Annotated in this window: 12 protein-coding genes; 4 read left to right on the top strand and 8 right to left on the bottom strand. The window is 71.6% G+C overall.

Translation table 11 applies throughout. The features are described from left to right. Positions 1-88: 88 nt before the first annotated feature. Together FB563_RS26975 and FB563_RS26970 are read right to left on the bottom strand one after the other, a co-directional pair. Positions 89-1906, bottom strand: a complete 1818-nt coding sequence (locus FB563_RS26975; protein ID WP_055703418.1) for an ABC transporter permease/substrate binding protein — start codon at positions 1904-1906, stop codon at positions 89-91. After that, on the bottom strand, positions 1899-2975 hold the full coding sequence (locus tag FB563_RS26970) for a quaternary amine ABC transporter ATP-binding protein (RefSeq protein WP_055703419.1): 1077 nt from the start codon (positions 2973-2975) through the stop codon (positions 1899-1901). Before FB563_RS26970 ends, FB563_RS26975 begins: the two co-directional genes overlap by 8 nt. Positions 2976-3101: 126 nt before the next feature. Between FB563_RS26970 and FB563_RS26965 the strand changes: the two genes are divergently transcribed. The 3 genes from FB563_RS26965 to FB563_RS26955 all read left to right on the top strand — a co-directional run bounded on the left by FB563_RS26965 (position 3102) and on the right by FB563_RS26955 (position 5392). Beyond that, complete coding sequence (locus FB563_RS26965; RefSeq protein WP_055703420.1) at positions 3102-3458, top strand: hypothetical protein; 357 nt, start codon at positions 3102-3104, stop codon at positions 3456-3458. A 46-nt stretch (positions 3459-3504) separates the two neighbouring features. After that, positions 3505-4434, top strand: coding sequence for a 5'-3' exonuclease (locus FB563_RS26960; RefSeq protein WP_079048466.1), 930 nt, complete (start codon positions 3505-3507; stop codon positions 4432-4434). A gap of 112 nt (positions 4435-4546) precedes the next feature. After that, entirely contained in the window at positions 4547-5392 is an 846-nt protein-coding gene (locus FB563_RS26955; RefSeq protein WP_055703422.1) for a siderophore-interacting protein, read from the top strand. Between the two features lie 13 nt (positions 5393-5405). Here the strand turns inward: FB563_RS26955 and FB563_RS26950 are convergent, their stop codons facing one another. The 5 genes from FB563_RS26950 to FB563_RS26930 all read right to left on the bottom strand — a co-directional run bounded on the left by FB563_RS26950 (position 5406) and on the right by FB563_RS26930 (position 9613). Then, complete coding sequence (locus tag FB563_RS26950; RefSeq protein ID WP_055703423.1) at positions 5406-6338, bottom strand: 5'-nucleotidase; 933 nt, start codon at positions 6336-6338, stop codon at positions 5406-5408. Positions 6339-6349: 11 nt separating this feature from the next. Next, positions 6350-7126, bottom strand: a complete 777-nt coding sequence (locus FB563_RS26945) for an ABC transporter permease (protein ID WP_055703424.1) — start codon at positions 7124-7126, stop codon at positions 6350-6352. Further along, a complete protein-coding gene (locus FB563_RS26940) occupies positions 7123-8130 on the bottom strand; it encodes an ATP-binding cassette domain-containing protein (protein ID WP_055703425.1) in 1008 nt (335 codons plus the stop codon). The genes FB563_RS26945 and FB563_RS26940 overlap by 4 nt, the downstream gene beginning before the upstream one ends. A gap of 168 nt (positions 8131-8298) precedes the next feature. Further along, positions 8299-8928: a PadR family transcriptional regulator gene (locus FB563_RS26935; protein WP_055703426.1), complete on the bottom strand. Its 630-nt coding sequence runs from the start codon at positions 8926-8928 to the stop codon at positions 8299-8301. A gap of 103 nt (positions 8929-9031) precedes the next feature. Then, positions 9032-9613 carry a GNAT family N-acetyltransferase gene (locus FB563_RS26930; protein ID WP_055703427.1) on the bottom strand — a complete coding sequence of 194 codons (582 nt, stop codon included), beginning with the start codon at positions 9611-9613 and terminating at the stop codon, positions 9032-9034. 66 nt (positions 9614-9679) lie between these two features. Here FB563_RS26930 and FB563_RS26925 point away from each other — a divergent pair, with 66 nt between their 5' ends. Then, on the top strand, positions 9680-10630 hold the full coding sequence (locus FB563_RS26925; RefSeq protein WP_142218947.1) for an RluA family pseudouridine synthase: 951 nt from the start codon (positions 9680-9682) through the stop codon (positions 10628-10630). A 36-nt stretch (positions 10631-10666) separates the two neighbouring features. On the opposite strand, the gene FB563_RS26920 is transcribed toward FB563_RS26925, so the two are convergent. Further along, complete coding sequence (locus FB563_RS26920) at positions 10667-12160, bottom strand: cytochrome P450 (RefSeq protein WP_142218946.1); 1494 nt, start codon at positions 12158-12160, stop codon at positions 10667-10669. Between the last annotated feature and the right edge of the window lie 8 nt (positions 12161-12168).

Raw genomic sequence — 12168 nt, 5'->3', positions numbered from 1 at the left:
CCGGACGCTCGTCGGCGTCCGGCGCTGCCCGCCCCTCGGGTGGCGGTCCGGGCCAGTCGTCAGGTCACCCGGCCGCCAGGCTCTCGGCTCAGTCGGCGGCCTGGCTCCTGGCGTCCTTCCTGGCGACCGGGGCCCACTTGTCGACGAGGCCGGGGCTCTCGCGCAGCCAGGCGCGGACGGCGTCCTGCTCCTTGCCCTTGCCCGCCTTCTGGACCCGGGCCTCCAGGCCGGTGAGCTGCTTCTCGGTCATGGAGAAGTCCTTCAGCCAGCGGCCGATCTGCGGATTGTCGGCGGCGAAGCCCTTGCGGGCCAGGGTGTGCACGCCGTCGCCTCCGCCCCAGGCACCCTTGGGGTCCTTGAGCTTCTTCAGGCCGTAGTCGCTGTAGGCCCAGTGCGGGGACCACAGGGTGACGACGACCGGCTGCTTCCTGGCACAGGCGCGCTTGAGCTCGGCGAGCATGGCCGGGGTGGAGCCGTCGATCACCTGGTACGTGCCGTCGAGGCCGTACTCCTTGAGGACCTTGCTCTTGAGCAGGCCCATCTCGCCGGCGCTGGGCTCGATGCCGATGATCTTCCCGCCGAACTCGGAGGCGTGGGCCTTCAGGTCCGCCAGGGAGTTGACGTCCTTCACATAGGAGGGGACGGTCAGCTCCAGGGAGGTCGGTCCGTACCACTTGCCGAGGTCGTCGAGCTGCTTGCCGTACTTCTTCCAGTACTCGGCGTGGGTGGTGGGCAGCCAGGAGTCGGTCTCGAAGTCGAGCTGGCCGGTGGCGAGGCCGGTGTAGAGGGGGCCGGCCGCGTACTGGGTGGTGGTGACCTTGAAGCCGCGCTCCTCAAGGATCTCCTTCCAGAGGAAGGTCGAGGCGATGCCCTCGTCCCAGGGGATGTAGCCGATCTTGATCTGCTTGCCCTTGCCGACGTTCGTGCCGGAGGCCTCGGAGGAGGTACCGGCGGGCGTGCCGAAGATTCCCATGCCGCCCGCGACGAGTGCGAGCACGACCACGCCGACGACCGCGACGGCCGGGCTCGGGCGGTACGACCACGCGCGCGTGCGGGTCTTGGCGGCGGCCCTGCGGCCCAGCGGGGAGAGCTGGGTGCCGAGGGCGCCGGTGATGCGGTCCAGGTAGACGGCGAGGACGACGATGCCGACGCCCGCCTCGAAGCCGTAGCCGATGTCGAGCTGGCCGATGGCCTCGTTGACGGCGCCGCCGAGGCCGCCGGTGCCGACCATGCCGGCGATGACGACCATGGACAGGCCCAGCATGATCACCTGGTTGACGCCGGCCATGATGGTCGGCAGGGCGAGCGGCAGCTGGACGCGCCACAGGATGTCGCGCGGGGCGGTGCCGAACGCCTCGGCGGCCTCGACGAGTTCGGCGTCGACCTGGCGGATGCCGAGCTCGGTCATGCGGACGCCGGGGGCGAGCGCGAAGATCAGGGTGGCGACCACACCGGCGGCCGTGCCGAGACCGAAGAACAGCATGGCCGGGATCAGCAGAACCATCGACGGCATGGTCTGGAGCAGGTCCAGGACGGGCCGTACGGCTGCGCTGACCGCCTTGGACCGGGCCGCCCAGATGCCCAGCGGGAGCGAGATCGCCAGCGCGATCAGGGTCGCGACCAGCACCAGGGCGAGCGTGGACATGGCCTGGTCCCACAGGGCGAGCGAGTCGACCAGCGCGAATCCGGCGAAGGCGAGCACACCGGCCGACAGCCCCCGCAGCCACCAGGCGAGGACGGCGAGGATGCCGGCCATCAGCAGTGGCTGGGGTGCGCCGAGGACGGTGTCGATGCCGTTGTACATGCCCTCCATGACGGCCTTGACGGCGTCGAAGAGCCAGGAGAGGTGGTCGACCAGCCAGTTGACGCCGGAGTCGACCCAGTCGCCGAGGTGGATCCTAGGCACGGCCGATCACCTTCTCCCCGCCGTTGCCGCAGGCCGCCGGCGGACCCTGCTCGTCGCCGAGGAAACCGACCAGGCGCCGGCGGGGCACGACCCCCACGAGGGTGCGGTCGGCGTCCACGACGGCGACCGGGTGGCTCAGCCGCGCGCTGATGGCGCACAGCTCGGCGAACGGCGTCTCGGGGGTCGCCGTCTCACAGCGGCAGTCGGCCTCGTCGCCGCGCGGGTCGGTGTCCATGACGGCGGCGGCGGTCAGCACGCGGGAGCGGTCGACGTCCTGGATGAAGGAGGCGACGTAGTCGTTCGCGGGGCGCAGCAGGATGTCCTCGGCGGTGCCGGTCTGCACGATGCGGCCGTCGCGCATGACGGCGATGCGGTCGCCGAGCCGCATGGCCTCGTTGAGGTCGTGCGTGATGAAGACGATGGTCTTCTTCAGGGTCTGCTGCAGCTGGAGCAGCTGGTCCTGCATGTCCCGGCGGATCAGCGGGTCCAGCGCGCTGAAGGACTCGTCCATCAGCAGCAGGTCGGCGTCGGTGGCGAGGGCGCGGGCGAGACCCACACGCTGCTGCATGCCACCGGACAGCTCGTCGGGCCAGGAGCCCTCCCAGCCGGCCAGGCCGCACAGGGCGAGCGCCTCGTCGGCGCGACGCTCGCGCTCGGCGCGGGGCACGCCCTGCACCTCCAAGCCGTATGCGGCGTTGTCGCGGACGCTGCGGTGCGGGAACAGCGCGAAGTGCTGGAACACCATGCTGATCTTCTTCGAGCGCAGTTCGCGCAGTTCGCGGGCGGTGAGCGCGGTCAGGTCCTGGCCGTCGAAGCGGACGCTGCCCGCCGTAGGCTCCAGCAGGCCGTTGAGCATGCGCAGCAGGGTGGACTTGCCGGAGCCCGACAGGCCCATGACGACGAAGATCTCGCCCGCCTCGACGCGGAAGGAGGCGTCGATCACGGCGGCGGTGGTGCCGTCGGCGCGCAGCTCCTTCCGGTCTGCGCCCTGCCGCAGGCGTTCCACCGCTCGGTCCGGTCGTCTGCCGAACACCTTGAACAGGTGCCCGGCCTCAAGCCTGGGTTGCACGCGTACCTCTCGTCTCGGGGACAGGACAGTGGCGGCACCTCCCCGCGATCGAGATGGTCAAACTTTTAAGTGGCTCACCTCACAGCGGGTCTACGATGCCCGCCTACCGCAGTTGAGGGGGCAACCGTGGAACGACCCGACGACAGAGTCCCGTCCGCTTTCCGATTCGCCACGGAGCTCGTCGCCTGGGTGGCGACGCCCTGGGCCCTGGCCGGGTACTCCTGGCCGCCGGCCGTGCTGTCGCTGGTGGTGCTCATCGGTGTGCCGGCGGTCTTCGCCACTCCGGGCGACAAGACCAAGGTGCTCCTGCCCGTCCCCGGCTGGGTCACCATCGTGTTCGTGCTGCTGCAGCTGGTCGCCGCGGTGGTGTCCGCGTGGTGGCTGTGGCCGGCCTGGGCCGCCGTGCCCGCGACCCTGCTGGCCTGCGCGGCGCTCGTTCTGGAGCAGCCGCGCTGGAGTTGGCTGCTGTCGCTTACCGGGTGACTGTCGGTGCCGGGTGAGTGTCAGTGCCGTACGGCATGATGCGAGCGTGACCGGACGACTCATGCTCCTCGACACCGCATCGCTGTACTTCCGCGCCTATTTCGGCGTCCCGGACTCCGTGAAGGCGCCGGACGGCACGCCCGTGAACGCCGTGCGCGGGCTGCTGGACTTCATCGACCGGCTGGTCAGGGACCACCGGCCACAGGAGCTGGTGGCCTGCATGGACGCCGACTGGCGTCCGCAGTGGCGGGTGGACCTGATCCCGACCTACAAGGCGCACCGGGTCGCCGAGGAACACGAGGACGCGCCGGACGTGGAGGAGGTGCCCGACACCCTCTCCCCGCAGGTGCCGGTCATCGAGGACGTGCTGGACGCGCTCGGCATCGCCCGGGTCGGCGTCGCGGGGTACGAGGCGGACGACGTGATCGGCACGTTCACCGCGCGGGCCCGGGGCCCGGTGGACATCGTCACCGGCGACCGGGATCTGTACCAGCTGGTGGACGACGCGCGCGGGATCCGGGTGCTGTATCCGCTGAAGGGCGTCGGCACCCTGCAGCTGACCGACGAGGCGGTGCTGCGCGCGAAGTATGGCGTCGACGGGCGGGGGTACGCGGATCTGGCGCTGCTGCGCGGCGACCCGAGCGACGGCCTGCCGGGCGTGGCCGGGATCGGCGAGAAGACGGCCGCCAAGCTGCTCGCCGAGTACGGCGACCTGGCCGGGATCATGGCGGCGGTCGACGACCCGCGGGCCAGGCTCACGCCGTCGCAGCGCAAGCGGCTGACCGAGGCCCAGCCGTATGTCGCGGTCGCGCCCAAGGTGGTACGGGTGGCGGACGACGTACCGCTGCCGGACGTCGACACGACCCTGCCGCACGCCCCGCGGGACCCGGCGGCACTGGAGCGGCTGGCCGCGCGATGGGGGCTCGGCGGCTCCCTGCAGCGGCTGCTGACCACGCTCGCCGAGCGTCCCGCATGACCTCGACCGGAATATTCCGGCAAAGGGCTCTCAGCCGCCGCTCGGAAAAGGGGTGTTCCAGGGAAGCGAGATGCTAACTTAGGTAAACCTAACCATCCTGCTGGAGGTCGTGATGGCAGAGCGTCCGGTTCGAAAGCCGCGCAAGACCCGCACCGCCCATGTGGTCCGCACCGAGCGGCTGACCCCGCACATGCAGCGCGTGGTGCTCGGCGGCGAGGGTCTGGCCGACTTCGCGGCGGACACCTGCACCGACCACTATGTGAAGCTGCTCTTCGGCCCCGACGGGGTGACCTACCCGGAACCCTTCGACCTGGAGCGGATCCGCGCGGAGTTCCCGCGGGAGCAGTGGCCGGTCACCCGCACCTACACCGTGCGCGCCTGGAATGCCGAACACCGCGAGCTGACCCTGGACTTCGTCATCCACGGCGACGAGGGCCTGGCCGGCCCGTGGGCATGCCGCGTGCGGCCGGGCGAGACCGTGCGCTTCATGGGCCCCGGCGGCGCCTACGCCCCCGACCCCACGGCCGACTGGCACCTGCTCGCCGGTGACGAGAGCGCGCTGCCCGCGATCGCACGGTCCCTGGAGGCACTGCCCGCCGGTACCCGGGCACATGCCTTCGTGGAGGTGTCCGGCCCCGAGGAGGAGCAGAAGATCGACTCGGATGTGGAGGTCGTCTGGCTGCACCGCGGGGACCGGCCGGTCGGCGAGGCCCTGCTGGAGGCCGTACGCGCGCTTGCGTTCCCCGAGGGCCGGGTGCACGCGTTCGTGCACGGCGAGGCGGGCTTCGTGAAGGAGCTGCGCCGGCTGCTGCGGGTCGAACTGGACATACCGCGCGAGGACCTGTCGATCTCCGGATACTGGCGCCTGGGTCACAACGAGGACGGCTGGCAGGCCTCCAAGCGGGAGTGGAACGCCCGTATCGAGGCCGAGCAGGAGAGCGGCCCGGCGGCGGCCTGAGCGCGGCCCCCGCTCAACTCTCGTTGATCTTCCCGAACGGGATGTGCACGCTCGGTGTGGTCCGGGACGTGCTGTGCAGGTGTGTCACCTGGTCGTCGAAGAAGATGTGGGGCTTGAGCACCTTCATGACCGCGCCCTTCTCGATGCCCCCGAGGAAGAAGGCGCCGTTGACCGTCACGCCCCACTGCTTCAGGCTCCGCACGGCCCTCTCGTGAGCCGGCGCGGCGCGCGCGGTCACGAGGGTGACGTGGACCCGGCTCGGGTAGTCCGGGTCGGTCCTGCGCCGCTCCTCCTCCCGGCGCTGTATCCGGTTCACCCCGGCGAGGAAGTCCCGCAGCGGTCCCGGGTCGTGCGGGGTCGCCGCGTTGCGGGTCTCGTGCGCGCGGAACTCCTCCAGGCCGCCGGACTGGTACACCTGCTCGGCGGCGTCACTGGCGAGCACCCCGTCGAAGTCGAACGCGATCCGCAGTTCCCGGTCGTCCGGGTCGTCCGCGTACGACGATCCGAGCACATGCCCGGCCGGCAGGCCGGCCACCACCGCCTCGCGCACGTCGTCGCCGTTCGCGGACAGGAACAGGGACATGTTCAGCGCGGTCATGAACGCGTACGGCGCCCTGCCCTGCATGAACACCGCCCGGCTGACCGGCAGTTCATGGGCCTCGATCGACCGCATCACCCGCAGGCCCGTGTCCGGGTCGTTGCGGGAGAGGATGATGACCTCGACGAGCGGGTCTCCCGGCTCGCCGAGGTCGTTCAGCGACAGCAGCCTGCGGATGAACGCGAACGCGACCCCGGGCCGGAGCGTGTGGTCCACGTTCTCCTCCTGGTAGGCCCGGTAGGCCTCCTCGCCCTGCTCGCGGAAGACCGCGTCCGACTCCCGCAGGTCGAACAGGGCGCTGGAGGCGACACCGACGACGAGCCGGTTCGCGAGGTCGTAGGGCGGCATGCCCTACATCATCACACCGACCGCTGGTACGAGCGGAAGGTGCGGATCGACAGCCACACCGCCGCGAGGGCCAGCGCCAGCAGTGCCCCGCCGCGGCCCAGGACGTCACCCCAGTCGGGATGCTCGGACATCGCCGAACGGCCCGCCACCATGGCCCAGTCGAGCGGGTTGAAGTCGGCGATGTGCCGCATCCAGCCGGGCATCTGCGAGGGTGCCATGAAGGCGCTGGAGAGGAAGGTCAGCGGCAGCAGCAGGAAGGTGTTGATGCCGATGATCGACTCGCGTTCGCGCACGAGCATGCCGAGCGCGTTGGACAGGGCCCCGAAGACCGTGCCGAGCAGGACGGCCGACAGCACGAGGATCGCGACGCCGCCGACGCCGCCCGGGTATTCCGCGCCGCCGAGCAGGCCGAGCAGCACGATGACCAGCGACTGGAACGCCGTGACCAGGCCGTTGTTGACGACGTTGCCGTTCATCAGCGCGGCCCGGCTGACCGGGGTGGTCAGGAAACGGTCGAGAGTGCCGCGCTGGATCTCCTCCAAGGTGGCCATCCCGGCCCACATGTTGGAGCTGAGCGCGCTCATGACCACCACGCCCGGCACCAGGTAGTCCAGGTAGGAGGTGGTGCCGAAGCCGCCCAGCTGGACGATCTTCTTGAAGAGGTTGCCGAACAGGAACAGCCAGATCACCGGCTGGATCAGGGTGATGGCCGCGTAGGCGGGCTGCCGGGCGAACACCCTGAGCTGACGCTGGGTCATGTACCAGGTCTGGGTGAGGGCGGCGCTCATCGCACACCTCCGGCGAGCACGGCCCGGGTCTCGGCCTCCGCCTCCGCGTACCGGCGGCCCGCGTGGCGCAGATAGACGTCGTCCAGCGAGGGCCGGGCGACGGTGGCCGAGGAGACGGTGACCCCGGCCCGGTCCAGCGCGGCGAGCAGGGCGGGCACACTGGCCGCCCCGTCGTCGGCGCGGACGCTGATGCGGCGCCCCTCGCACAGCGCCTCGTGCACCCCGGGCAGTGCGGTCAGGGCGCCGGTGAGCAGCGTGCGTCCGGCCTCGCCGACCGGCTCGCTCAGCTCCAGGTGGACGGCGTCGCCGCGCAGTTCGCCCTTGAGGGCGTCCGGGGTGCCCTCGACCACGATCCGGCCCCGGTCGACGATCGCGACGCGCTCGGCGAGCCGGTCGGCCTCCTCCAGATAGTGCGTGGTGAGCAGGATGGTCAGGCCCTCCTCACCGGCCAGCCGGCCGATCTCCTCCCACATCGCGGTGCGCGCCTGCGGGTCGAGGCCGGTGGTCGGCTCGTCCAGGAAGAGCACCTCGGGCCGGTGCACCAGCCCGAGGGCGACGTCCAGGCGGCGCCGCATGCCGCCCGAGTAGCCCTTGACCGGCCGGCGGGCGGCATCGGCCAGGGCGAACCGCTCCAGCAGCTCGTCCACCCGCCGGTTCAGTGCCGTACCGGTCAGACCGTAGAGGCGGCCCTGGAGTTGCAGGTTCTCCCGGCCGGTCGCGACCGGGTCGGCGCCGGACTGCTGGGCGACCACGCCGATCGCGCGGCGCACCCGGTCGGGGTGGCGCAGCACGTCGTGCCCGGCGACGGTGGCGGTGCCGGAGTCGGGGCGGGCCAGGGTGGTGAGGATCTTGACGGTGGTGGACTTGCCGGCGCCGTTGGGGCCGAGGAGTCCGAAGACGGTGCCCGGTGCCACGGTGATGTCCATGCCGCTCAGGGCGGTGACGTCACCGGGATAGGTCTTGACGAGCCGGCGCGCCTCCACGGCGGGCGCACGGGTGTTCATGACGACTGCTCTCCTGCGTGTGTGAGGGATGGAAGATCCACGTGAAGAGCGCCGGGCTATCCTGGGTGTGCCGCACCTCGATGGCCCGGAGCCGCGCACGGCGGATCCGTTTCGGGGTTCGAGACCCCGGCGGAGCTGCTGCAACAGCCCCGCCGGGGTCGTGTTCTCTCAGGTGGTCGCGGTGAGGTCCGGTGGCAGCTCCCGGGTTTCGTGGTAGTGCCGCCACTCGTCGATCCTCGGCAGCGTGCCCTCCTTGATCTCGGCCAGGAAGCCGCGGACCCACTCGGCCTGCGCCTCGGTCATGTGCAGCTGGTACTCGGTCTCGACGAGGAAGAGCCGCGGCAGCGTCTCGTACAGCTTCTCCAGCGCTCCCCGCCCGCTCGCCACCTGGATCTCCAGAGCACTGAGCCGCTCCTCGAGGAGCCGCACGACCTCGTCCGGGTGCAGCGCGCCCATGAGCGAGAGGGCGGTTTCGAAGATCGGGTACTCCTTCACCGGGACGGCGACGAGGTCCGACAGCCACTCGGTCAGCTCCTCGCGCCCGGCGTCGGTCAGCCCGTACACCGTGCGCTCGGGGCGGTTGCCCTGCCGCTCCACGTCGGTCACCTCGACGAAGCCGTGCTTCTGAAGGTTCTGCACGACCGTGTAGAGCGAGCCGTAGTTGATCTTCGTGCTGGTGTCCTTGCCCTGGCGGCGCAGGGTCTGGGCGATCTCGTACGGGTGCATGGGTTTCTGCCAGAGGGTCGCCATCACCGCGAGCGCCAGCGGGTTGCCGAGCTTGCGACGCTTCATGGCCATGGCATCACCTCGTTTCCGAATATCCGCACACGAACATATCGCGTTCCGCTCGCGATGGTCAATACACACGATGTATCGCGTTTCGGGGAATGGCGCGCCCCTTTCAGTCGCCCCGCACGCGTGCGTGGAGATGCATGTCGTGCCAGCCGTCGGGATGGAGCAGAGCGCTGCGCCGGGTGCCCTCGGCGGCGAAACCGGCCTTGGCGGCCACGCGGCAGGAGGCCTCGTTGGCGGTGGCGTGCGAGAGTTCGAGGCGGTGCAGGCCGACCTCCTCGAACGCCCAGCGGGACAGGGGGGTGGTGGCCCGGACCGCGACACCCCGGCCACGCGCGCGTGCCACCGTCCAGTACGCGACCTCGGCGCAGCCGTCGGCGAGCAGGATCTGGCGCAGCGCGACCCGGCCCAGCAGTGCGTCGGTGTCCGCGTCCACGACGGCCCACTGTGCCTCGCGCTCCTCCTCCCAGGAGCTGCGCCACTGGGTGATCCAGCCGGCGACCTCCTCCTCGGAGTCGGCGGCCCTGATGTGCCACTGGTGCATCAACGGGTCCTGGAAGGCGGCGTGCACCGCGGGCGCGTCCCGCGCGTGCCAGGGGCGCAGCAGCAGGCCGTCGCCGGCGGGAAGGCTGGGCTGAGGTGCACGGTTGAGGCTGCCGGCCGGCACGACCGGGCTGGTGAGATACGGCATGATGCGCATCCTGGCCGACCGCACGGCCGCCGGCCCACCGATTTCCGCCTCGTACCCTTGACCCCGATGAGACGCCGTACGCCACCCCCTCCTGCCCCGCTCCCCCAGCGCGACGGGGTCGACCCCGTGCGGGTCCGGCTGCCGTACGGCGGGACGTGGGCCACCGTGCGGGAGCATCTGGTGCAGCGGCTGACGGGGGCCGCACCCGGGATGATCGAGTCGATGCTGGAATCCGGGCTGATCGTCGGCGCCGACGGGCGCGCGGTGGCGCCGGACGCGCCGTACGAGCCGGGGATGTTCGTGTGGTTCCACCGGGAGCTGCCCGCCGAGGTGCCGGTGCCGTTCCCGGTGGAGGTCGTCCACCGGGACGCGCACATCGTCGTAGCCGACAAGCCGCACTTCCTCGCCACGACCCCGCGCGGCAGCCATGTGGCCGAGACCGCGCTGGCCCGGCTGCGGCGCGAGCTGGGCATCCCGACGCTGACCGCCGCGCACCGCCTGGACCGGCTGACGGCGGGGCTGGTGCTGTTCACCGTGCGGCCCGAGGAGCGCGGGGCGTACCAGACGCTGTTCCGGGACCGGCGGGTACGCAAGGAGTACGAGGCGATCGCCCCGTACGACCCCTCGCTGGTCCTGCCCCGGACCGTGCGCAGCCGGATCGTCAAGGAGCGCGGGGTGCAGGCGGCCCGCGAGGTCGAGGGTGAGCCGAACGCCGAGACGTACGTCGAGCCGGCCGGGCGCCGGGGCGGGCTGGCCCGGTACCGGCTCGTCCCGGCGACCGGGCAGACCCATCAGCTGCGGGTGCATCTGAACGCGCTCGGTGTGCCCATCCTCGGCGACCCGCTGTACCCGGAGGTGACCGCCCCGGTGCCGGACGGCGACTTCCGGCGCCCGCTGCAACTGCTCGCGCGGAGGCTGGAGTTCACCGATCCGGTCACCGGCGCGGAGCACACCTTCGTCAGCGGACGGGTGCTCCGGGCCTGGGAGTCGTACGACGGCTGGGCCCGCGGGGACTGAGCCTCCGCCGCAGCAGCCGCGCCCCCTCGGGCTCGGTCACTCCCCCCGCCACCAGTTGAGCAGCCGCCGCCAGACGCCCGTCCGGCGGGCCACCGGTTCCGCGGCCGGAGCCGTGGCAGCGTACTCGGGCGCCACCGGAGGGGGCGGGGTGGGGCGGGGTTCGGCGGCCGCGGGCTGCTCGGGGCGCGGGGCGCCGGTCTGCCAGGTGCGCTGCGGCGGGACGGGCGTGGGCCTCGGCAGCACGTTGACGTCCTGCTGCGGCTTCGGCTCGAAGCGCACGGGCAGGGACACCAGGTGCCGGGAGGCGATGGACGAACGCCAGCGCAGATCCTCGATGGCACAGTCGAGTTGGATGTCGGACAGGCGGATCAGCAGCGCGTCGACGCCGACGTCGGCGATGGCGCGGCCGATGTCCTGGCCGGGGCACTCGTGCGGGCCGCCGCCGAAGGCGAGGTGGGAGCGGTTGCCCTGCATGCTCGCGGACAGGTCCGGGCGGATCCGCGGGTCGAGGTTGCCCGGCGCGGGTGCGAAGAGCAGCCCGTCGCCCTTGCGGATGCGCTGCCCGCCCAGCTCGGTGTCCTGCTTGGCGTAGTAGCCGAGGACGGTGCTGAACGGCGGCTCGTCCCACAGGGACTGCTCGATCGCCTCCGGCACGGTCATCTGGCCGCCGCTGAGCTGGGCGCGGAAGCCCGGCTCGGTGAGGACCATGCGCAGCGCGTTGGCGAGGAGGTTCGCGGTGGCCTCGTAGGCCGCGAAGAGGACGAGCCGCAGGTGTTCGCGGACCTCGTCGTCGCTGAGTCCGGCCGGGTGGGTGATCAGGTGACTGGTCACGTCCTCCTCGGGCCGGGCGCGGCGCCGGGTGGTGAGCCGGCTCAGCGCGTCCATGACGTAGGCGTGGCTCTGGATGGCGGTCTCGGTGCCCTTCAGGGCGTCCCGGGCGGCCTGCACCATCCGGTCGTTGTACTCCTCGGGCATGCCGAGGATCTCGCACATGACGGCCATCGGCAGATGCTCGGCGAACTGGGAGACCAGGTCGGCCCGGCCGCGTTCGCAGAAGCTGTTGACCAGTTCCTGGGTGTGGCGGCCGATGTGGCGGCGCACGGTGCGGTGGTCGATGGTGTCCATGGCCGCGGTGACCGCCGCGCGCAGCCGCTGGTGCTCGTCGCCCTCGGCGTGCGAGCAGATCGGCTGCCAGGCGATGTGCGGCATCAGCGGGTGGTCGGGCTTGACCATGCCCTCCAGCAGCGGGGTCCAGATCCGGCTGTCGCGGGTGTACAGGGAGGGGCTGCGCACCAGGTGCTGGTTCTCGGCGTGCCCGAGGACCACCCACATCGGTACGTCGTCGTGCAGCAGGACGGGGGCCACGGCACCGTGCTGCTCGCGCAGCCGCTCGTAGAGGCCGCCGAGGTCCTCCGCGTCGGGGCCGTAGAGCCGGTGCAGCCCGCCGGGGCCGGTGCGGTGCGCGGGGCAGCCCGGCGGCGTTACGGGGGTGGGGTCTGTGTCGGTCAGGGACGAGGGTTCAGACGTCACGGTGTCGC

The organism is Streptomyces puniciscabiei (genome assembly GCF_006715785.1).
In the GTDB taxonomy this organism is placed as follows: domain Bacteria; phylum Actinomycetota; class Actinomycetes; order Streptomycetales; family Streptomycetaceae; genus Streptomyces; species Streptomyces puniciscabiei.
Note: the sequence above shows the minus strand (reverse complement) of the source record. Positions and strands in the feature narration are given on the sequence as shown.